This window comes from Streptococcus mitis, from assembly GCF_002096845.1.
Taxonomy (GTDB): Bacteria; Bacillota; Bacilli; order Lactobacillales; family Streptococcaceae; genus Streptococcus; species Streptococcus mitis_A.
In genome coordinates this window covers 69,936-92,830 of record NZ_NCVK01000007.1, presented here as the reverse complement: position 1 = coordinate 92,830, position 22,895 = coordinate 69,936, and the positions used below count along the sequence as shown (strand labels likewise).

General features: G+C 40.5%; 18 protein-coding genes. 15 read left to right on the top strand and 3 right to left on the bottom strand.

What is annotated here, in order from left to right:
* Positions 1–258: 258 nt before the first annotated feature.
* Entirely contained in the window at positions 259–729 is a 471-nt protein-coding gene (locus B7695_RS02410) for an arginine repressor (protein WP_084889551.1), read from the bottom strand.
* Positions 730–747: 18 nt separating this feature from the next.
* The gene (locus B7695_RS02405) at positions 748–3,021 is read right to left on the bottom strand and encodes a Xaa-Pro dipeptidyl-peptidase (protein WP_084889550.1); all 2,274 of its coding nucleotides are present in this window, start codon (positions 3,019–3,021) and stop codon (positions 748–750) included.
* A gap of 386 nt (positions 3,022–3,407) precedes the next feature.
* On the opposite strand from B7695_RS02405, the gene B7695_RS02400 reads away from it, so the two are divergent.
* The 3 genes from B7695_RS02400 to pyk all read left to right on the top strand — a co-directional run bounded on the left by B7695_RS02400 (position 3,408) and on the right by pyk (position 9,163).
* The gene (locus B7695_RS02400) at positions 3,408–6,509 is read left to right on the top strand and encodes a DNA polymerase III subunit alpha (RefSeq protein WP_192855712.1); all 3,102 of its coding nucleotides are present in this window, start codon (positions 3,408–3,410) and stop codon (positions 6,507–6,509) included.
* Positions 6,510–6,591: 82 nt separating this feature from the next.
* Positions 6,592–7,599 (top strand): 6-phosphofructokinase, encoded by a 1,008-nt coding sequence (gene pfkA, locus B7695_RS02395; RefSeq protein ID WP_000820862.1) that lies wholly within the window; start codon positions 6,592–6,594, stop codon positions 7,597–7,599.
* A 58-nt stretch (positions 7,600–7,657) separates the two neighbouring features.
* A complete protein-coding gene (gene pyk, locus B7695_RS02390; RefSeq protein ID WP_001042819.1) occupies positions 7,658–9,163 on the top strand; it encodes a pyruvate kinase in 1,506 nt (501 codons plus the stop codon).
* Between the two features lie 201 nt (positions 9,164–9,364).
* Here pyk and B7695_RS02385 read toward each other — a convergent pair whose 3' ends face one another.
* The gene (locus B7695_RS02385) at positions 9,365–10,351 is read right to left on the bottom strand and encodes an L-lactate dehydrogenase (RefSeq protein WP_000204726.1); all 987 of its coding nucleotides are present in this window, start codon (positions 10,349–10,351) and stop codon (positions 9,365–9,367) included.
* A gap of 195 nt (positions 10,352–10,546) precedes the next feature.
* Here B7695_RS02385 and gyrA point away from each other — a divergent pair, with 195 nt between their 5' ends.
* The 12 genes from gyrA to B7695_RS02325 all read left to right on the top strand — a co-directional run bounded on the left by gyrA (position 10,547) and on the right by B7695_RS02325 (position 22,892).
* The gene (gyrA, locus tag B7695_RS02380; RefSeq protein WP_084889548.1) at positions 10,547–13,015 is read left to right on the top strand and encodes a DNA gyrase subunit A; all 2,469 of its coding nucleotides are present in this window, start codon (positions 10,547–10,549) and stop codon (positions 13,013–13,015) included.
* A complete protein-coding gene (srtA, locus tag B7695_RS02375) occupies positions 13,015–13,758 on the top strand; it encodes a sortase SrtA (protein WP_000078842.1) in 744 nt (247 codons plus the stop codon). The genes gyrA and srtA overlap by 1 nt, the downstream gene beginning before the upstream one ends.
* A gap of 139 nt (positions 13,759–13,897) precedes the next feature.
* Entirely contained in the window at positions 13,898–14,695 is a 798-nt protein-coding gene (locus B7695_RS02370) for a formate/nitrite transporter family protein (protein WP_000254773.1), read from the top strand.
* Between the two features lie 146 nt (positions 14,696–14,841).
* Positions 14,842–16,122, top strand: coding sequence for an O-acetylhomoserine aminocarboxypropyltransferase/cysteine synthase family protein (locus B7695_RS02365; protein ID WP_084889547.1), 1,281 nt, complete (start codon positions 14,842–14,844; stop codon positions 16,120–16,122).
* Positions 16,123–16,217: 95 nt separating this feature from the next.
* The gene (locus B7695_RS02360; RefSeq protein ID WP_084889546.1) at positions 16,218–17,492 is read left to right on the top strand and encodes a DUF2130 domain-containing protein; all 1,275 of its coding nucleotides are present in this window, start codon (positions 16,218–16,220) and stop codon (positions 17,490–17,492) included.
* Positions 17,493–17,501: 9 nt separating this feature from the next.
* Positions 17,502–18,380 (top strand): tRNA pseudouridine(55) synthase TruB, encoded by an 879-nt coding sequence (truB, locus tag B7695_RS02355; protein ID WP_084889545.1) that lies wholly within the window; start codon positions 17,502–17,504, stop codon positions 18,378–18,380.
* Between the two features lie 111 nt (positions 18,381–18,491).
* Positions 18,492–19,130 carry a uridine kinase gene (gene udk / locus B7695_RS02350; protein ID WP_001181365.1) on the top strand — a complete coding sequence of 213 codons (639 nt, stop codon included), beginning with the start codon at positions 18,492–18,494 and terminating at the stop codon, positions 19,128–19,130.
* Between the two features lie 127 nt (positions 19,131–19,257).
* Entirely contained in the window at positions 19,258–20,598 is a 1,341-nt protein-coding gene (xseA, locus tag B7695_RS02345; protein ID WP_084889544.1) for an exodeoxyribonuclease VII large subunit, read from the top strand.
* Entirely contained in the window at positions 20,576–20,788 is a 213-nt protein-coding gene (locus B7695_RS02340; protein WP_000043226.1) for an exodeoxyribonuclease VII small subunit, read from the top strand. Before xseA ends, B7695_RS02340 begins: the two co-directional genes overlap by 23 nt.
* Positions 20,785–21,660, top strand: a complete 876-nt coding sequence (locus tag B7695_RS02335; RefSeq protein ID WP_084889543.1) for a polyprenyl synthetase family protein — start codon at positions 20,785–20,787, stop codon at positions 21,658–21,660. Before B7695_RS02340 ends, B7695_RS02335 begins: the two co-directional genes overlap by 4 nt.
* Entirely contained in the window at positions 21,653–22,468 is an 816-nt protein-coding gene (locus tag B7695_RS02330; RefSeq protein WP_084889542.1) for a TlyA family RNA methyltransferase, read from the top strand. Before B7695_RS02335 ends, B7695_RS02330 begins: the two co-directional genes overlap by 8 nt.
* Positions 22,461–22,892 carry an arginine repressor gene (locus B7695_RS02325; RefSeq protein ID WP_084889541.1) on the top strand — a complete coding sequence of 144 codons (432 nt, stop codon included), beginning with the start codon at positions 22,461–22,463 and terminating at the stop codon, positions 22,890–22,892. The genes B7695_RS02330 and B7695_RS02325 overlap by 8 nt, the downstream gene beginning before the upstream one ends.
* Positions 22,893–22,895: the final 3 nt, after the last annotated feature.

Genomic DNA, 22,895 nt, shown 5'->3' with positions numbered 1-22,895 from the left:
GTATGAGATAGATTTCTTTTTTTGTTTTATTAATACTCAATGAAAATCAAAGAGCAAACTAGGAAGCTAGCCGCAGGCTGTACTTGAGTACGGTAAGGTGACGCTGACGTGGTTTGAATTTGATTTTCGAAGAGTATAAAACTGCATAGCTCACTTTTCAGTAGGAATCAGCTATTGTATTCGCTAGCTGTTAGCTGACATCAATTCACTACTGTTTAAAATTTTGAGAGTTCTGCAGTTTTTGAGTTCAGTTTCTGTTTATTCACCAAAGAAAAATGGTGGGGCGAACCGTTTCAGCTCTTCAAAGCAATGTTGGGCTGCCTCTGCATCTTCACAGATGACAAGGCAGACATCATCGCCACAGAGGGTAGCGATAGCGTCAGGGAAACTCAAAGCATCAATGATAGAACCAAAGGATTGAGCAAGTCCAGGAAGGGTTTTTAGTAGGACTTGGTGTTGAACGGGGCGCATCAAGACAAGGGCGTCTTCCATGTAGAGTTCGAGGCGTTTTTCCCATTTTGAGATAGAACCTGTATTGAGCACATAGTAAGAGTTATCTTCTTCTCGTACTTTTGAGAGGTTCATACTTTTAATATCCCTCGAAAGTGTAGCTTGTGTAACTTGAATATCATTATCGGCAAGAAGAGATTGTAACTCAGCTTGTGTGTGAATCTTATTTTTCGTTACAAGAGCGCGTATGAGTTGGTGTCGGTGTTCAGATTTATTCATAATAATTTAACTCCTTTTTTAGTGAGGTAGGATAAGTGTAGACTGTTCAAGATCAACAGTCAGGTGGTAGTCAGTATTGTCACGTATGGTGATTTCAAAGTCAGTGGTATAGAGGACTAAACGAAGAGTATCTCCTTCTTTTAACTTGTAAATAGTAGGTTGTAGTTCAAATTGCACATCCATCCATTCATCTGCAGTAATATCCTCTACTAACAGTAAATCATTTCTATTTTGTAAATTGAGGTAACCTTTTGTCACGACTCGTTGTGCATCTGGTCTAAATGGTAATTCACAGAGATTTTCCAACATGTGGTAGCGTCCGTTGTCAATGGTTCTAGCACTTAAAACAGCTGGATAAGGTTGTAGGTATTTCTTTTGTCCAAGTTCCAGTAGTTGAGCAGATAAAAGCCCCTTGTTTGTGCTGGATTTGATACGAAGATTGAGTTGAGCTCGACCGTTCAAGTGAAGATCCTTAGTCACAGGAAGGTCAATAGTAATCTGATTGACTTTCCCTTGATAGAGTTCTGTATTGAAGGTCTGGTAGGTCTTACCATAGCGCTCAAAATCCTTATCTGGGTACTGGTTTTGAATGACTTTCTCTTCTTGACCAAGTGAGAAGGTTTCAAAGTTTTCTTGCCCACCGAACTTATCAAGTGATAACCAAGTCTGAGGGGCTGTATTGTCCTGCCAGATAACAGTAGGAAGTTGGAAATCTGTATCTTGTCCCAGTAATTTCTTTGTCAACAAAGCATTCATGGACTCACGGAAGTCAATGGACTGCCAGTTGTTCATGTAAACATGTGCGCCATTATGGAAAAAGAGGTGCTTGTTTATATGATTAGGAAGAGCATGGAACATCTGGTAAACATGGAGTGGTTTGACATTCCAATCCTGAGAACCGTGGGTAAAGACAACCTCTGCCTTTACTTTATTAGCATTGAGCAGATAGTTACGGTCATGCCAAAATTGATTGTAGTCACCAGACTTGCGATCTAGTTGTTCTTTTACTTTTTCTAAGTCAGCTTGGTGAGCTTCATTGCAACGGATATAGTCGCCAGCCAAGAGATTACGAGAATAGGTTAACTCAGCAAGGGAGTCAAAGTCCTCACCTGGATAACCACCTGGGCTGGTCACCAGACCGTTTTCACGGTAGTAGTTGTACCATGAAGAAATGCCAGCCTCAGCAATGATAACCTCTAAACCATCGACGCCTGTAGTCGCAAGTCCATTGGACATGGTTCCAAGATAGGAAAGTCCAGTTGTGGCTACTTTTCCATTTGACCAGTCAGCCTTGACTTGACGCTGGCGCGTGTGGTCGGTAAAGGCACGGCAACGACTATTGAGCCAGTCGATGACATTTTTATAAGCTTCGATTTGTTGGTAGTCTCCGTTAGTCATGAAACCAGTAGAGTCTTTGGTACCAACACCTGATACATAGAGATTAGCAAAACCTCGTGGGAGGAAGTAGTCGTTGAGTGTATAGCTAGAGTTGATGTGACTTAGCTTTTCCTCAGCTTCTGACACAAGCTCAGCTTGGCCTTGAGGTTGGACGAGATTGAGTTGAGGTTCCTCTAGTTCAATCTTATGAGCAGGTTTAACCTCAAGCTCGCCCTCCATCTTGTAGAGAGCCTTATCGCTTGCCTTGTCATTTGTTCCTTGGTGATAAGGACTGGCTGTCATGATGGCAGGGATTTGGCCCTCATAACGAGGACGAATAATGCTAACCTTGACTAAGTCTGGTAGCCCTTTTTGGTCGGTATCGACACGAGACTCAACGTAAACGACTTCACGAATGACATCATGGCTGGAAAAAGTTGCTAAACTCTTGCCGTTAAAGTAGTGGTAGTTATTATCCTCTGGAATAAGACCGTCACTAACAAGTTGGTCGATAAGAGTATTTCCCTTTTTGGTGCGAGTATTGAGTAACTGATAGAGATTTTCAATCAAGTCACCGTATATAATAGGAAATCCAGTCTCTTTACGAAAAGCTTCACTGTCTTCGAAGTCAACCAAATAAGAAAAGCCTAAAAGTTGAAAAGCAACAGTATAAAAAATATCTGCTGTCAGTTCATCTTCTAATTGAAAAAATGTTAGCAGGTCTGTTTTTTTATCAGCTGCTAGGATGGAAAGTGGATAGTTGGTGTCTTGATAAGTGAAAAAGAAACGACCTAGAAAAGACTCAAATATCTTTTTATTTGTTGACTCAGATGGAAAATCAAATCCATACTTTTTTAATTCATATAAAATAGTATCTCTTGGAAGTGATAAATAGCTGAATTGATTAAAGCGCATAAAACCTCCTTGTAAAATAATAATTAAGGTTATTATATCAAAAAAATAGGAGAAAGGGAATCATTAAGTGAGAAAGAAATTAATTAAAGAATAATGAATACAATTTATATGAAATAATATGTGATATTCTATAGCATTCATAAATTAAACGATATCTAACAAGAATTTTGAGTGGATTTATCTCACTTCTTTAAAAGAGATATCCATTTATTGGGATAAAAAGTTCAAAATAGTTTACAGAAACATTTTTACTGCAAATATATTTGTTATTTTTTCAGCCAAAATGCCTTATTTAAAATATAAAATAGAGATAGGAGTCATTGCTTTTGTCTTTCTCTTTTTGAAAATGGTATAATATAGTGAGAAGGATAGAGGAGAAGTGTAAATTGATCGCACAACTAGATACAAAAACAGTCTATAGTTTTATGGAGAGTGCCATTTCAATCACCAAGTATGTGAGAGTAGCAAAAGACTATGGATACACTCATCTGGCTATGATGGATATTGACAATCTTTATGGGGCTTTCGAGTTTCTAGAGGTTACAAAAAAATACGGCATTCATCCTTTGTTAGGGCTTGAAATGAATGTGCTTGTAGATGACAAAGATGTGAATTTGCGCTTTTTAGCTCTATCTAGTGTAGGCTATCAGCAGTTGATGAAGCTTTCAACAGCCAAGATGCAGGGGGAGAAAAATTGGTCAGTTTTATCTCAGTATTTGGAGGATATTGCGGTAATTGTGCCTTATTTTGATGGACTGGAGTTGTTAAATCTAGGCTGTGATTACTATATAGGGGTTTATCCGGAAACACTAGCCAGCGAATTTCATCATCCAATCTTGCCCCTCTATCGGGTAAATGCCTTTGAAAGCAGGGATAGAGAAGTTCTACAAGTATTAACAGCAATCAAAGAAAACCTACCGCTCAGAGAAGTCCCTTTACGCTCGCGACAAGATGTTTTTATATCAGCAAGTTCTTTAGAGAAATTATTCCTAGAACGATTTCCTCAAGCCTTGGAAAACTTAGAAAAGCTTATTTCAGGTATTTCTTACGATTTGGATACTAGTTTGAAACTGCCTCGCTTTAATCCAGCGAGACCAGCAGTAGAAGAGTTGAGAGAACGTGCTGAGCTGGGACTTGCTCAGAAGGGGTTGACTAGTAAAGAATATCAAGACCGTCTAGACCAAGAATTGGCTGTTATTCATGATATGGGCTTTGATGATTATTTCTTGGTTGTTTGGGATTTGTTGCGTTTTGGACGTTCGAATGGCTACTATATGGGAATGGGACGGGGTTCAGCAGTTGGTAGCTTGGTTTCCTATGCTTTAGACATTACAGGGATTGACCCAGTAGAGAAAAATCTGATTTTTGAACGCTTTCTCAATCGTGAACGCTATACTATGCCTGATATTGATATCGATATTCCTGATATTTATCGTCCAGATTTTATCAGGTATGTTGGCAATAAATATGGCAGTAAACATGCAGCTCAAATCGTTACTTTTTCAACCTTTGGAGCCAAGCAAGCTCTACGAGATGTCTTGAAACGCTTTGGTGTTCCAGAGTATGAATTATCTGCAATTACTAAGAAAATCAGTTTTCGGGACAATCTTAAGTCGGCCTATGAGGGCAATCTCCAGTTTCGTCAGCAAATCAATAGTAAGTTAGAATACCAAAAAGCCTTTGAAATTGCCTGCAAGATTGAGGGTTATCCAAGACAAACCTCTGTCCATGCGGCTGGTGTTGTAATCAGTGACCAAGATTTGACCAACTACATTCCTCTAAAGCATGGTGATGAAATTCCACTGACTCAGTATGATGCTCATGGAGTTGAAGCTAGTGGGCTTTTGAAAATGGATTTTCTGGGACTAAGAAATTTGACCTTTGTCCAGAAGATGCAAGAATTGCTTGCTGAAACAGAAGGTGTTAAGATAGTTATCAACAAGATTGATTTGGAAGACAGAGAAACGCTAGCTCTTTTTGCGTCTGGAAATACAAAAGGTATCTTTCAATTTGAACAACCTGGTGCCATTCGCCTACTCAAACGTGTGCAACCAGTCTGTTTTGAAGATGTCGTAGCAACTACTTCCCTAAATCGACCAGGTGCTAGTGATTATATCAATAATTTTGTAGCTAGAAAGCATGGGCAAGAAGGAGTGACGGTTCTGGATCCAGTGCTGGAGGATATTTTGGCTCCAACCTACGGCATTATGCTCTATCAGGAGCAGGTTATGCAGGTTGCCCAGCGATTTGCTGGATTTAGTCTTGGGAAAGCCGATATTTTGCGCCGAGCTATGGGGAAAAAGGATGCCTCTGCTATGCATGAGATGAGGGCTTCTTTTATTCAAGGTTCATTAGAAGCTGGACATACTGCGGAAAAGGCAGAGCAGGTCTTTGATGTCATGGAGAAGTTTGCAGGTTATGGTTTTAACAGGTCACATGCCTATGCATACTCAGCCTTGGCCTTTCAGTTGGCTTATTTCAAAACGCATTATCCAGCCATTTTTTATCAGGTCATGTTGAATTCCGCCAACAGTGATTATGTAATAGATGCCTTAGAAGCAGGTTTTGAAGTAGTCCCTCTGTCCATCAATACTATTCCCTATCACGATAAAATTGCCAACAAGGCCATCTATCTAGGTTTGAAATCGATTAAAGGAGTCAGCAATGATTTAGCTCTATGGATTCTTGAAAATAGACCCTATTCTAACATTGAAGATTTTATAGCTAAATTACCTGAGAATTATCTGAAACTTCCTCTGCTAGAACCTTTGGTAAAAGTTGGTCTTTTCGATTTATTTGAAAAAAATCGTCAAAAAGTATTCAATAATTTAGTTAATCTATTTGAATTTGTAAAAGAGTTAGGAAGTTTGTTTGGAGATACTATTTATAGTTGGCAGGAATCGGAAGATTGGACAGATCAAGAAAAATTCTATATGGAACAAGAGCTTTTAGGGATAGGTGTCAGTAAACATCCACTACAAGCTATTGCAAGTAAGGCTATTTACCCGATTACCCCAATTGGGAATTTGTCAGAAAATAGCTACGCTATTATTTTGGTTGAAGTTCAGAAAATAAAAGTAATTCGTACCAAAAAGGGCGAAAACATGGCTTTCTTACAGGTAGATGATAGTAAGAAAAAATTGGATGTTACCCTCTTTTCAGACTTATATCGACAGGTTGGGCAGGAAATAAAAGAGGGAGCCTTCTACTATATAAAAGGAAAAATCCAGTCACGTGATGGTCGTCTGCAAATGATTGCACAAGAAATAAGAGAAGCAGTTGCTGAACGCTTTTGGATACAGGTAAAAAATCATGAATCGGATCAAGAAATTTCGAGAATTTTAGACCAGTATAAAGGCCCAATCCCAGTCATTATCAGGTATGAAGAGGAACAGAAAACAATCGTTTCTCCCCATCATTTTGTAGCTAAATCCAATGAATTAGAAGCGAAATTGAATGAAATGGTTATGAAAACGATTTATCGCTAAAAATACGGAAAATAGAAGAATTTTAAAATCAAATGTGATATAATTAATAAGAATGTTAAAAGAAAAAGGAGCATAAACCAATATGAAACGTATTGCTGTTTTGACTAGTGGCGGAGACGCACCTGGTATGAACGCTGCTATCCGTGCAGTTGTTCGTCAAGCAATTTCAGAAGGAATGGAAGTGTTTGGTATCTATGACGGATATGCTGGTATGGTTGCCGGTGAAATTCATCCCCTAGATGCAGCTTCAGTAGGAGACATCATTTCTCGTGGTGGTACTTTCCTTCACTCAGCTCGTTACCCAGAGTTCGCTCAACTTGAAGGGCAACTTAAAGGGATTGAGCAATTGAAAAAACACGGAATTGAAGGTGTAGTTGTTATCGGTGGTGACGGATCTTACCACGGCGCTATGCGTTTGACTGAACATGGCTTCCCAGCTATCGGTCTTCCAGGTACAATCGATAACGATATCGTTGGTACTGACTTCACAATCGGTTTTGACACAGCGGTTACAACTGCTATGGATGCTATCGATAAGATTCGTGATACATCATCAAGTCACCGTCGTACTTTTGTTATTGAAGTTATGGGACGTAACGCTGGTGATATCGCTCTTTGGGCTGGTATTGCAACTGGTGCTGATGAAATCATCATTCCTGAAGAAGGATTCAAGATTGAAGATATCGTAGAAAGCATTAAATGTGGTTATGAGTGTGGTAAAAAACACAACATCATCGTCTTGGCAGAAGGTGTGATGTCAGCAGCTGAATTTGGTAAAAAACTAAAAGAAGCTGGGGATACAAGCGACCTTCGTGTGACAGAACTTGGACATATTCAACGTGGTGGTTCTCCAACTGCGCGTGACCGTGTATTGGCGTCACGTATGGGTGCCCATGCTGTTAAACTTCTTAAAGAAGGTATCGGTGGTGTTGCGGTTGGTATTCGTAACGAAAAAATGGTTGAAAATCCAATTCTTGGTACTGCAGAAGAAGGAGCATTGTTTAGCCTTACTGCAGAAGGTAAGATTGTGGTTAACAATCCACACAAAGCCGATATTGAGCTATCTAGCTTGAATAAGAGCTTGTCATAATTTACAATTTAGTTAATAAGACCAAAAAGGTCATATATATAAAGGAGTCACAAAAATCATGAACAAACGTGTAAAAATCGTTGCAACTTTGGGTCCTGCGGTAGAAATCCGTGGTGGTAAAAAATTCGGTGAGGACGGATACTGGGGTGAAAAACTTGATGTTGAAGCTTCAGCTAAAAACATTGCTAAATTGATTGAAGCTGGTGCTAACACATTCCGTTTCAACTTCTCACACGGTGACCACCAAGAACAAGGTGAGCGTATGGCAACTGTTAAACTTGCTGAAAAACTTGCAGGTAAAAAAGTTGGTTTCCTTCTTGATACAAAAGGACCAGAAATCCGTACAGAATTGTTCGAAGGTGAAGCTAAAGAGTATTCATACAAAACTGGTGAAAAAATCCGTGTTGCAACTAAACAAGGAATCAAATCAACTCGTGAAGTGATTGCGTTGAACGTTGCTGGTGCTCTTGATATCTATGATGATGTTGAAGTTGGTCGTCAAGTGTTGGTTGACGATGGTAAACTTGGTCTTCGTGTGGTTGCTAAAGATGACGCAACTCGTGAATTTGAAGTTGAAGTTGAAAACGATGGTATCATTGCTAAACAAAAAGGTGTGAACATTCCTAACACTAAAATTCCTTTCCCAGCTCTTGCTGAACGTGATAACGACGATATCCGCTTTGGTCTTGAACAAGGTATCAACTTCATCGCTATTTCGTTTGTACGTACTGCAAAAGACGTGAACGAAGTTCGTGCAATCTGTGAAGAAACTGGAAATGGCCATGTTCAATTGTTCGCTAAAATCGAAAACCAACAAGGTATCGATAACTTGGATGAAATCATCGAAGCTGCTGATGGTATCATGATCGCTCGTGGTGACATGGGTATCGAAGTACCATTCGAAATGGTTCCAGTTTACCAAAAAATGATCATCACTAAAGTCAATGCTGCAGGTAAAGTTGTTATCACTGCAACAAACATGCTTGAAACAATGACTGAAAAACCACGTGCAACTCGTTCAGAAGTATCAGACGTATTTAACGCTGTTATCGACGGAACTGACGCAACAATGCTTTCAGGTGAGTCTGCAAACGGTAAATACCCACTTGAGTCAGTAACTACAATGGCTACAATCGACAAGAACGCTCAAACTCTTCTTAACGAATACGGTCGTTTGAACTCAGATTCATTTGAACGTAACTCTAAGACAGAAGTAATGGCTTCAGCTGTTAAAGATGCTACTAACTCGATGGATATCAAATTGGTTGTAACTCTTACTAAGACAGGTCACACTGCACGTTTGATCTCTAAATACCGTCCAAATGCTGACATCTTGGCATTGACATTCGACGAATTGACAGAACGTGGATTGATGTTGAACTGGGGTGTTATCCCAATGTTGACAGATGCTCCATCTTCAACTGACGATATGTTCGAAATCGCTGAACGTAAAGCAGTTGAAGCAGGTCTTGTACAATCTGGTGACGATATCGTTATCGTAGCTGGTGTACCACTTGGAGAAGCTGTTCGTACAAATACAATGCGTATCCGTACAGTACGCTAATTAAAATGAAAAAGCCTCTCATATCAAGCTTTCTAGCCTGTATGATGGGCTCTTTTTGTATGTGGGCAAAGTTTTTACTTTTGATTTAATGCAACTGTAGCTAAAGAGTAAATCGTTGCTTGTTCCATACTTTTTGTAATGTGAGTGTAAATACCGAAAAAAACAACTCCCTGATGATTCAAGGAGTTGTCTATAGTTAAATTAGTTTTTTGAAGCTGCTTGGAATTCTGGGTTTTTCCATGCTTCGTCAATGATAGCTTGTAATTCTTTAGCAGATGCTTGCATTTTTTGAGTTTCTGCGTCGTTCAATGGGATATTTACTGGACGAACGATACCATGTGCACCAACAACAGCTGGTTGACCGATAAAGACGTTTTCAACTCCGTATTGACCTTCTTGGAATACTGAAAGTGGAAGTACTGCGTTTTCATCGTCAAGGATTGCTTTAGTGATACGAGCAAGGGCTACTGCGATACCGTAGTATGTTGCACCTTTTTTGTTGATGATTGTGTAGGCAGCATCACGAACACCTTCGAACAATTCAATCAATTCAGCTTCTTGAACATTTTGAGTGTCTTTAAGGAATTCTTCAAGGTTTACACCAGCGATGTTAGCGTGTGACCAAACAGCGAACTCAGAGTCACCGTGTTCACCCATGATGTAAGCGTGAACTGAACGAGCATCAACATCCAATTTTTCAGCAAGTGCTTGACGGAAACGAGCTGAGTCAAGTGAAGTACCTGAACCGATAACGCGTTCTTTAGGGAAACCAGAGAATTTCCAAGTTGAGTAAGTCAAAACGTCAACTGGGTTAGCAGCAACAAGGAAGATACCTTTGAAACCTGATTCAACAACTTGAGTTACGATTGATTTGTTGATAGCAAGGTTTTTACCTACAAGGTCAAGACGAGTTTCACCTGGTTTTTGAGGCGCACCTGCAGTGATTACAACAAGGTCAGCATCTGCACAGTCAGAGTATTGAGCTGCATAGATTTTTTTAGGTGAAGTGAAGGCAAGGGCGTGACTAAGGTCAAGCGCGTCACCAACAGCTTTTTCATGCAATTGTGGAATTTCGATAATTCCAAGCTCTTGTGCAATTCCTTGGTTAACAAGTGCAAAAGCGTAAGATGAACCTACAGCACCATCACCGACAAGAATAACTTTTTTGTGTTGTTTAGTTGAAGTCATTGTTCTAAACATCTCCTTAATTTTATTAGGGGATTTTCCCCAGACAACTTCATTCTATCACTTTTAAAAAACTTTGTCACGAATATGCCTTATAGTTCTCGATGTAAACGTTTTAGCTAATTTGGATACCTGAAATATGGCGGACATTATGGTATAATATTATTAATTACTAATAGTGAAATGAGGCATTTATTAATGCAGGATAGAAATTTAGTGAATGTCAATCTGACAAAGGAGATGAAGACGAGCTTTATCGATTACGCCATGAGTGTTATCGTAGCGCGGGCTCTTCCTGATGTTCGAGATGGCTTGAAACCTGTTCACCGTCGAATTCTCTACGGAATGAATGAATTGGGTGTTACTCCAGACAAACCTCATAAAAAATCTGCTCGTATTACAGGGGACGTCATGGGTAAATACCACCCACACGGGGATTCCTCTATTTATGAAGCCATGGTTCGTATGGCTCAATGGTGGAGTTACCGTTACATGCTTGTAGATGGGCATGGAAACTTTGGTTCCATGGATGGTGATGGTGCTGCCGCTCAGCGTTACACTGAGGCACGTATGAGCAAGATTGCTCTAGAGATGCTTCGTGATATCAATAAAAATACGGTTGACTTCGTTGATAACTATGATGCCAATGAACGTGAGCCCTTGGTCTTGCCAGCTCGTTTTCCAAATCTTTTAGTTAATGGAGCAACTGGTATTGCCGTTGGAATGGCGACCAATATTCCCCCTCATAACCTGTGTGAAACCATTGATGCAGTGAAGTTAGTTATGGACAATCCTGAAGTGACAACTAAGGACTTGATGGAAGTCTTACCTGGACCAGATTTTCCAACAGGTGCCCTTGTCATGGGGAAATCAGGCATTCATAAGGCTTATGAAACAGGTAAAGGTTCTATTGTTCTTCGTTCTCGTACTGAAATCGAAGAAACTAAGACTGGTCGTGAGCGCATTGTTGTAACAGAATTTCCTTATATGGTCAACAAAACCAAGGTGCATGAGCATATTGTTCGCTTGGTTCAGGAAAAACGCATTGAGGGGATTACAGCAGTACGTGATGAGTCCAACCGTGAAGGTGTGCGATTTGTTATCGAAGTTAAGCGCGATGCTTCAGCCAATGTTATCCTAAATAACCTCTTTAAGATGACCCAGATGCAAACCAACTTTGGTTTCAATATGCTTGCTATCCAAAATGGTGTACCGAAGATTTTGTCTCTTCGTCAGATTTTGGATGCTTATATTGAGCACCAAAAAGAAGTGGTTGTTCGTCGGACACGTTTTGATAAGGAAAAAGCGGAAGCGCGTGCTCATATCTTAGAAGGTCTCTTAATCGCATTGGACCATATCGACGAAGTGATTCGTATCATCCGTGCTAGTGAAACAGATGCGGAAGCACAAGCTGAGTTGATGAGTAAGTTTAAGCTTTCTGAACGTCAAAGTCAGGCTATCCTAGACATGCGTCTTCGCCGTTTGACGGGATTAGAACGTGATAAGATTCAGTCTGAGTATGATGACCTCTTGGCTCTGATTGCGGATTTAGCAGATATTCTTGCTAAACCAGAACGTGTTTCTCAAATCATCAAAGAAGAATTGGATGAAGTTAAGCGTAAGTTTGGCGACCAACGTCGTACAGAGTTGATGGTCGGTGAAGTATTGAGTCTTGAAGATGAGGATTTGATTGAAGAATCGGATGTCTTGATTACGCTTTCTAACAAGGGATACATCAAACGTCTGGACCAAGCTGAGTTTACTGCTCAAAAACGTGGTGGCCGCGGTGTTCAAGGAACAGGTGTCAAAGATGATGATTTTGTCCGAGAGTTAGTGTCAACTAGCACCCATGATCACCTGCTCTTCTTCACAAATAAAGGACGTGTCTATCGTCTTAAAGGTTATGAAATTCCCGAGTATGGTCGGACGGCCAAAGGACTACCAGTAGTTAATCTCTTGAAATTGGATGAAGGCGAAAGTATTCAGACTATTATCAATGTTGAGTCTGAACGTAGTGATGATGCTTATCTTTTCTTCACAACTCGTCATGGTATTGTGAAGAGAACCAGCGTTAAGGAATTTGCTAACATTCGTCAAAATGGACTTAAAGCACTGAATCTTAAAGATGAAGATGAGCTAATTAATGTCTTATTGACAGAAGAAGATACGGATATTATCATTGGTACCAAGTTTGGTTATGCAGTTCGCTTTAATCAATCAGCCGTTCGCGGTATGAGTCGTATCGCCACAGGTGTGAAAGGTGTGAATCTCCGTGAGGGAGACACAGTAGTTGGTGCTAGCGTAATTACTGATCAAGACGAGGTTCTTATCATTACTGAAAAAGGATATGGTAAGCGTACAGTCGCGACTGAATATCCAACAAAAGGTCGTGGTGGTAAAGGAATGAAGACGGCTAATGTGGCTGAGAAAAATGGTCCTCTATCAGGTCTCTTGACTGTGAAAGGTGATGAAGACTTGATGATTATCACTGATACAGGTGTCATGATTCGAACCAATGTTGCCAATATTTCACAAACAGGACGCTCAACTATGGGAGTTAAAGTAATGCGTCTGGATCAAGATGCTAAAATTGTAACCTTTACTACGGTTGCAGCGGCAGAAAAAGAAGAAGTTGGGACAGAAAACGAAACAGAAGGTGAAGCATAATGTCTCAAAAAAATAATAAGAAGAAAAACAAACGAAAAAATCTGCTGACAAATATCCTAGCAGGATTTCTGATACTACTATCAATTGCTTTGATTTTTAATGCTAAAATTCGTGATATTTTCATAGTTTGGAATACCAATAAGTACCAAGTTAGTCAGGTATCAAAAGAAAAAATAGAAGAAAATCAGGATACAGAAGGAAATTTTGATTTTGATTCTGTCAATGCGATCTCTTCTGAAGCGGTTTTAGCTTCTCAATGGGATGCTCAAAAATTACCAGTTATCGGCGGAATTGCAGTCCCTGAATTAGAAATGAATCTGCCAATTTTTAAAGGGCTTGATAATGTCAATCTCTTCTATGGTGCTGGTACGATGAAACGTGATCAAGTGATGGGGAAAGGAAATTATAGTCTAGCTAGTCATCATATTTTTGGTGTCAATAATGCTAATAAAATGTTATTTTCTCCTTTGGATAACGCTAAAAATGGTATGAAGATTTATCTAACCGATAAAAATAAAGTTTATACTTATGAAATACGTGAAGTCAAACGTGTTACACCGGATCGTGTTGATGAAGTTGATGATAGAGATGGGGTCAATGAGATTACATTAGTAACCTGTGAAGACCTTGCTGCTACAGAACGTATTATTGTAAAAGGTGATTTGAAAGAAACAAAAGAATATTCACAAACATCTGATGAAATCCTAACAGCTTTCAATCAACCATATAAACAATTTTATTAATACAAATCAGTGAAATCCAGGATTTCACTGATTTTTTAAGATTTTCATAAAAATAAACTTTTATGAAACACAGAAAACGCTTCCTTAATTCTAAAGTTTGTGATATAATTATCAGGTAAAAAATTTTTAGGAGTTTATTATGGTTTCTTCAGAATTTATCTCAAAGATTGAATTTGCTTGCAAGAAGAAGGAAAGTCTTTATAGTCAAAGCAAATTTAAGTATGCGATTCGTTCTATGTTCGCAGGTGCATTCTTAACTTTCAGTACAGCTGCTGGTGCAGTTGGGGCTGACTTGATTAATAAAATTGCACCAGGTAGTGGACGCTTCCTCTTCCCATTTGTCTTTGCTTGGGGATTGGCCTACATTGTTTTCTTGAATGCCGAGTTGGTAACATCAAACATGATGTTTTTGACTGCTGGTAGTTTCTTGAAAAAAATCTCTTGGAGAAAAACAGCTGAGATTTTACTTTACTGTACCTTGTTCAACCTTATTGGGGCCTTGATAGCAGGTTGGGGCTTTGCCCACTCAGCAGCTTATGCACATCTGACACACGATAGTTTCATCTCAGGGGTTGTTGAGATGAAGTTGGGCCGTTCAAATGAATTAATCTTGCTTGAGGCGATTTTGGCAAATATTTTCGTAAATATTGCGATTCTTTCATTTGTTTTGGTCAAAGATGGTGGTGCCAAACTTTGGCTTGTGTTGTCAGCTATTTACATGTTTGTATTCTTAACAAACGAGCACATTGCGGCGAATTTTGCTTCTTTCGCTATTGTGAAATTCAGTGTTGCTGCTGATTCAATTGCTAACTTCGGTGTTGGGAATATGCTTCGCCACTGGGGTGTAACCTTCATCGGAAACTTTATCGGAGGAGGCCTCTTGATGGGTCTTCCATACGCCTTCCTCAATAAAAACGAAGATACTTATGTAGATTAAGAAAATGAGCACGATTGAGTCGTGCTTTTTTCGTTTTTGTAAGAAGTAATAGCCACTCATTATATCAAAATATAAAAAAGAGGTATTAGTCAAGATAGGTCGATAGTGCTACAATATCCTTAATGAAACTATATGGAGGTCGCCTTATGACTCGTGATTTTAAATTTGAAACCTTGCAACTACATGCTGGTCAAGTTGTGGATCCAGCTACCAAGTCTCGTGCAGTGCCGATTTATCAAACAACATCCTTTGTTTTTGATGACACGCAGGAAGGTGCCGATTTGTTTGCCTTGAGAAAACCAGGTAATATCTATACTCGTATTACAAATCCTACAACGGCTGCTTTTGAAGAAAGAATTGCAGCTCTCGAAGGTGGTGTCGGAGCTCTTGCAACCGCATCAGGTATGGCTGCAGTGACTTATACGATTTTGGCGCTTGCCCATGCTGGTGACCATGTTGTAGCTGCTTCGACTATTTACGGTGGAACCTTCAATCTTTTGAAAGAAACTCTTCCTCGCTATGGTATCACAACAACCTTTGTTGATGTTGATAATTTGGAGGAAGTGGAAGCAGCTATTAATGACAATACCAAGCTTGTTCTGATTGAAACCTTGGGTAACCCCTTGATTAATATTCCAGATTTGGAAAAATTGGCTGAGATTGCTCATAAGCATCAGATTCCTCTTGTTTCTGACAATACCTTTGCTACACCTTATTTGATTAACGTCTTTTCTCACGGTGTTGATATTGCCATTCACTCTGCGACTAAATTTATTGGTGGGCATGGTACGACTATTGGTGGCGTTATTGTCGATAGTGGTCGTTTTGACTGGGAGGCTTCAGGGAAATTTCCTCAATTTGTTGAGGAAGACCCAAGCTACCACAATTTGAGCTATACTCGTGATGTGGGTGCAGCAGCTTTTATTATAGCTGTTCGTGTTCAATTGCTCCGTGATACAGGTGCAGCCTTGTCACCATTTAATGCCTTCTTGTTACTCCAAGGACTGGAAACCCTTTCTCTTCGTGTGGAACGCCATGTGCAAAATGCAGAGAAAATTGTTGATTTTCTTGTAAATCATCCTAAGGTAGAAAAAGTCAACTATCCAAAACTTGCTGATAGTCCTTATCATGCCTTGGCTGAGAAATACTTGCCAAAAGGTGTGGGCTCAATCTTTACCTTCCATGTCAAAGGTGGGGAGGCAGAAGCACGCAAGGTAATTGATCATTTAGAAATCTTCTCTGACCTAGCAAATGTAGCAGATGCTAAATCGCTTGTTGTTCATCCAGCTACAACCACTCACGGTCAATTGTCAGAAAAAGACCTAGAAGCAGCAGGAGTCACACCAAACCAAATCCGCTTGTCTATCGGACTTGAAAATGTAGAGGATTTGATTGAAGACTTGCGATTGGCCTTGGAGAAAATTTAAAGTAAAAGAAGATAAACAGTGGGTTTCGACTCGCTGTTTTTGATTTTCCCTCAGGCATGATATAATGGATAAAGAAGCCTAGAAAGAGGAACGATATGAACGAAATCAAATGCCCCAACTGTGGGGAAGTCTTTACAGTAAATGAAAGTCAGTATGCCGAACTTTTGTCCCAAGTGAGAACAGCAGAGTTTGATAAGGAATTGCACGATCGGATGAAGCAGGAACTGGCCTTGGCTGAGCAAAAGGCCATGAATGAACAACAGTCTAAATTGGCTCAAAAAGACAAAGAAATTGCTCAATTACAGAATCAAATCCAAAACTTTGATACAGAGAAAGAATTGGCCAAGAAAGAGGTTGAACAGACAAGCCATCAGGCTCTCTTGGCTAAGGACAAGGAAGTACAGTCCTTGGAAAACCAATTGGCTACCTTACGTTTGGAACATGAAAATCAACTGCAAAAGACCCTCTCTGACCTAGAAAAAGAACGAGATCAGGTCAAAAATCAACTCCTCTTGCAAGAAAAAGAAAATGAGTTATCTTTGGCTTCTGTTAAGCAAAACTACGAAGCCCAGCTTAAAGCAGCCAGTGAACAAGTCGAATTTTACAAGAATTTCAAGGCTCAACAATCTACCAAGGCAATTGGCGAAAGTCTGGAACACTATGCAGAGAGTGAGTTTAACAAGGTCCGCAGTTTTGCCTTTCCAAATGCCTACTTTGAGAAGGATAACAAGGTTTCTGCGCGTGGGTCTAAGGGGGACTTTATCTTCCGTGAATGTGATGAAAATGGGGTCGAAATTATTTCCATCATGTTTGAAATGAAAAATGAAGCGGACGGAACAGAGAAGAAGCACAAGAATGCAGATTTTTACAAGGAATTGGACAAGGACCGTCGGGAGAAGAACTGTGAGTATGCGGTTTTGGTGACAATGCTTGAGGCTGATAACGACTATTTTAACACGGGGATTGTTGATGTGAGTCACGAGTATGAGAAGATGTATGTGGTTCGTCCTCAATTCTTTATCCAGTTGATTGGACTCTTGCGAAATGCGGCGCTTAATTCCCTAAAATACAAACAAGAATTGGCCTTGGTTCGGGAGCAAAATATTGATATCACACATTTTGAGGAAGACTTGGATGCCTTTAAGTTAGCTTTTGCTAAAAACTATAATTCAGCTTCGACCAACTTTGGCAAAGCTATCGATGAAATCGACAAGGCCATCAAACGCATGGAAGAGGTTAAGAAATTCCTAACCACATCTGAGAATCAACTTCGCCTCGCAAACAATAAATTGGAAGATGTTTCGGTCAAAAAATTGACCCGTAAAAATCCAACCATGAAAGCGAAATTTGAAGCTCTGAAGGGGGAGTAGAAAGCAAAAATGAACGGTATTATTAACTTAAAAAAAGAAGCGGGGATGACCTCGCATGATGCGGTTTTTAAACTGCGTAAGATTTTGGGAACTAAGAAGATTGGTCATGGTGGGACCTTGGATCCGGATGTGGTGGGTGTTTTGCCGATTGCAGTTGGGAAGGCGACACGCATGGTCGAGTTCATGCAGGATGAGGGCAAGGTCTATGAGGGGGAAATCACTCTGGGCTATTCAACGACGACTGAGGATGCCAGTGGGGAAGTGGTCTCAGAGACACCTGTTTTGTCTCACTTGGATGAAAAACTTGTCGATGGAGCGATTGCTAGCTTGACGGGGCCTATTACTCAGATTCCACCTATGTATTCGGCTGTCAAGGTCAATGGTCGTAAGCTCTATGAGTATGCGCGTGCTGGACAGGAAGTAGAGCGCCCAGAACGTCAGGTAACCATTTATCAATTTGAACGGACAAGTCCGATTTCTTATGAGGGTCATCTTGCACGCTTTACTTTTCGTGTGAAATGTAGCAAGGGTACTTATATCCGTACCTTGTCGGTTGACTTAGGAGAAAAACTTGGCTATGCTGCCCATATGTCTCAGTTAACTCGTATTAGTGCAGCTGGTTTGCAACTAGAAGATGCTCTTACCTTGGAAGAAATTGCTGAAAAAGTGGAGGCTGGTCAATTGGACTTTCTCTATCCTCTAGAGATTGGGACAGGCGACCTTGTCAAAGTTTTCCTAACTCAAGAAGAGGCTACAGAAGTACGCTTTGGTCGTTTTATCGAGCTCGACCAAACAGAACAAGAATTAGCTGCCTTTGAAGATGACAAATTGCTAGCCATTCTAGAAAAACGGGATAATCTCTATAAGCCACGAAAGGTTTTTAACTAGTATAATTAGAGTGTAGGATTTGAATTCTTCCCCTAGACTATCCAAAACTAGACTATAAATTTTGCAAAAAATATGATAGAATAGACGACGGATAAAAAAACGGAGGATAGCATGCAAAATAGACCAATCATTATCGGAGTGACAGGTGGTTCTGGTGGTGGTAAGACCAGTGTTTCAAGAGCCATTTTATCGCATTTTCCTGATGAAAAGATTTCCATGATTGAGCATGATTCATACTACAAGGATCAGTCTCACTTGACCTTTGAAGAGCGTATCAAAACTAACTATGACCATCCTTTTGCCTTTGATACAGACTTGATGATCGAGCAGATTAAGGAATTGTTGGCGGGTCGTCCAGTGGATATTCCGACTTATGACTATACAGAGCATACACGAAGCAGCAAAACCTATCGCCAAGAACCTCAAGATGTTTTTATTGTTGAGGGGATTCTTGTTTTGGAGGACAAGCGTCTGCGCGATTTGATGGATATCAAGATTTTTGTGGATACGGATGATGATGTGCGCATTATTCGTCGTATCAAGCGTGATATGGAGGAGCGTGGCCGTAGTCTTGATAGCGTTATTGACCAGTATTTAGGTGTGGTCAAGCCCATGTACCATCAGTTTATCGAGCCGACCAAACGTTATGCTGATATCGTCATTCCTGAGGGAGTCAGCAATACAGTTGCTATTGACCTGTTGACGACCAAGATTGCAAAGATTTTGGAAGAAGCTCGAAACAGCAAATAATCAGATGTGGAGGCCTTGCCTCCTTTTTCTATTTTTCTCTCATAATGGTACATAAATGGAGATTTTTAGGCATATTTTTGGTATAATAATACCCATGAAAGAGCAAGAAAATGAATAGTAGGTGGAGATGGAAAAGTATTTATCGGTAACAACTTTGACCAAGTATCTGAAAATGAAATTCGATAAAGACCCTTATTTGGAACGGGTCTATTTAACTGGTCAAGTTTCCAACTTTCGTAAACGACCTACCCACCAATATTTCTCCCTAAAGGATGACCATGCAGTTATTCAAGCGACCATCTGGTCTGGGATTTATCAGAAATTAGGTTTTGACCTGGAAGAAGGGATGAAAATCAATGTGATTGGGCGTGTGCAGGTCTATGAACCAAGTGGTAGCTACTCCATCATCATTGAAAAGGCAGAGCCCGATGGGGTTGGTGCGCTTGCGATTCAGTTTGAACAACTCAAGAAAAAATTGACAGAAGAAGGCCTGTTTCAAGAACGCTTCAAGCAACCTCTGCCCCAGTTTTCTAAGAGAATTGGTGTAGTGACCAGCCGTAGTGGAGCCGTTATTCGAGATATTATTACGACAGTCAGCAGACGTTTTCCTGGTGTCGATATCCTCCTCTATCCAACCAAGGTGCAAGGGGAGGGTTCTGCGGAGGAAATTGCTCGAAATATTGCGCGTGCAAATCAACGGGACGATTTGGACTTGCTCATTATTGGTCGTGGTGGAGGTTCCATTGAGGATCTCTGGGCTTTTAACGAGGAAATTGTGGTACGAGCTATTTTTGAGTCTCGTTTGCCAGTTATTTCTAGTGTGGGGCATGAGACGGATGTTACCTTGGCAGATTTTGTGGCAGATCGACGAGCTGCAACGCCAACGGCGGCAGCTGAACTAGCAACACCTGTGACCAAGTTGGATGTATTGGCTCATTTGCAAAATCAGGAAAAACGGATGGCAACAGCAGTCCGAAATGTCCTATCGAAGAAACAAGAAGCTTTGAAAAAATGCAGTCAGTCAGTCATCTTTAGACAGCCAGAGCGCTTGTATGATGGCTATTTGCAACGCTTGGATCAACTGCAACTGCGCCTAAAACAAAGTTTGCGAACACGGATTTCTAATAACAAACAGATAGTACAAGCAAGGACGCATCGACTGGTACAATTATCACCCGTTACTAAAATCCAACGCTATCAAGACCGTCTAGGTCAGTTGGACAAGCTTCTCCGTAGCCAAATGGCGCTGGTTTATGATGCCAAGGTTGCTGAAGTGAAGCGACTTTCAGAAGCCTTGTTGATGTTGGATACCAGTAGAATCGTGGCACGTGGCTATGCAATTGTCAAAAAAGAAGAGTTCGTTGTAGATTCGGTTGAAAATTTGAAGAAAAAAGACCAAGTGACGCTTTTGATGCGAGATGGTCAAGTAGAATTAGAGGTTAAAGATGTCAAAACAAAAGAAATTTGAGGAAAATCTAGCAGAACTGGAGACCATTGTCCAAAGTTTGGAAAATGGTGAAATTGCTCTGGAAGATGCGATTGCTGCCTTTCAAAAGGGCATGGTCTTGTCAAAAGAGCTCCAAGCGACGCTGGACAAGGCTGAAAAGACCTTGGTTAAGGTCATGCAAGAAGACGGAACAGAAAGTGATTTTGAATGAAGAAGCAAGAAAAATTAGCTCTTGTCGAGTCGGCTTTGGAAGACTTTTATGGAGACCAGCAGTTTGCCTCTAGTTTGCGAGAGTCTGTTCTCTATTCCATTCATGCTGGTGGCAAGCGTATTCGGCCTTTTCTATTGTTAGAAGTTCTGGAAGCCTTGCGGGTTGCTATTAAACCTGCTCACGCGCAGGTGGCCGCTGCCTTGGAGATGATTCATACAGGGAGCTTGATTCACGATGATCTTCCAGCTATGGATGATGATGATTACCGTCGGGGACGTTTGACTAATCACAAGAAATTTGGTGAAGCTATGGCAATTTTGGCTGGAGATGCTTTATTCCTAGATCCGTATGCCTTGATAGCGCAGGCAGATTTGCCAAGTCAGATCAAGGTGGACTTGATTGCTAACTTATCCTTTGCTTCAGGTAGTCTGGGTATGGTGGCAGGGCAGGTTTTGGACATGGAGGGTGAACACCAGCACTTGTCTTTGGAAGAACTCCAGACCATCCATGCTAATAAGACTGGAAAATTACTAGCTTATCCCTTCCAAGCAGCTGCCATCATAGCTGAATTGGCACCTGAAATGCAGGCAAAGCTGAAAACTGTTGGTGAATTGATTGGGCTTGCTTTTCAAGTTCGAGATGATGTATTGGATGTGACAGCTAGTTTTGAGGAAATCGGCAAGACACCACAAAAGGATTTGCAGGCTGAAAAGTCAACCTATCCAGCCTTGTTAGGCTTGGAAGAGGCTATTGCCTTTTGCAACCAGACTTTGGATCAAGCTAATGCCAAATTAGAAGAAATTGCCCAGCAGATTCCCTTTGAAACAGAATCGATTGTATGTGTAGTAGAAAGTTTGAGAATCAATGGCTAAGGAAAGAGTGGATGTACTAGCTTATAAACAGGGTTTGTTTGAAACGCGAGAACAAGCCAAGCGCGGTGTCATGGCTGGTCTAGTCGTAGCAGTCCTTAATGGAGAACGGTTTGATAAACCAGGAGAGAAAATTCCAGATGACACTGAGCTAAAACTCAAGGGTGAAAAACTCAAATATGTTAGCCGTGGTGGCTTGAAACTGGAAAAGGCCTTGCAGGTCTTTGATTTGTCAGTGGATGGTGCGACCACGATTGATATCGGGGCCTCTACTGGTGGCTTTACCGATGTTATGCTGCAAAATGGTGCTGAGTTAGTTTTTGCAGTTGATGTTGGTACCAATCAGTTGGCTTGGAAATTACGCCAAGACCCACGGGTTGTCAGCATGGAACAGTTTAATTTCCGCTATGCTGAAAAGACTGATTTCGAAAAGGAACCGAGCTTTGCCAGTATTGATGTGAGTTTCATTTCCCTCAGTTTGATCCTTCCAGCCTTGCACCGTGTGTTGGCTAATCAGGGTCAGGTTGTGGCTCTGGTTAAGCCCCAGTTTGAAGCAGGACGTGAGCAGATTGGAAAAAATGGAATTATTCGAGATGCTAAGGTGCACCAGAATGTCCTTGAATCTGTCACAACCATGGCAGTAGAGGAAGGCTTTTCAGTCCTTGGTTTGGACTTTTCTCCCATTCAAGGTGGGCATGGAAATATTGAATTTTTAGCGTATTTGAAAAAAGAAGAGTCAGCAAGTAACCAGGTTCTTGCTAAGATTGAAGAAGTAGTAGAGAGGGCGCATAGTCAATTTAAAAATGAATAAAAAAGAGAGACTTGAAAAAATTAGACGATTTGTGACAGATTATCAAATCGGCACGCAAGAAGAAATTGTAGAACATTTGAAAGAAGCAGGTATCACTGCCACTCAAGCGACGGTATCACGAGATATCAAAGAACTAGGTATTGTCAAAATTCCTTTGAGAAATAATACCTATGTCTATGAATTGCCAAAATCAATCGTGAAAAGTTTGCAACTGGCTGAGGATAATATTGAGTCAGCTGAATTGATGGATAAGATGATCAATCTCCAAGTTATCCCAGGAAATACAGCTTTTGTAAAAGCTCAGTTAACCGAGACTTTTGCGGATAAGATTTTTAGCTGTTTAGCTGATGATAGCTCGATTTTAGTCATTGCCAGAAGTGAAAGTCTAGCTGAGGAAATCTTTGAACAAGTAAAAAATTGGTAGGTC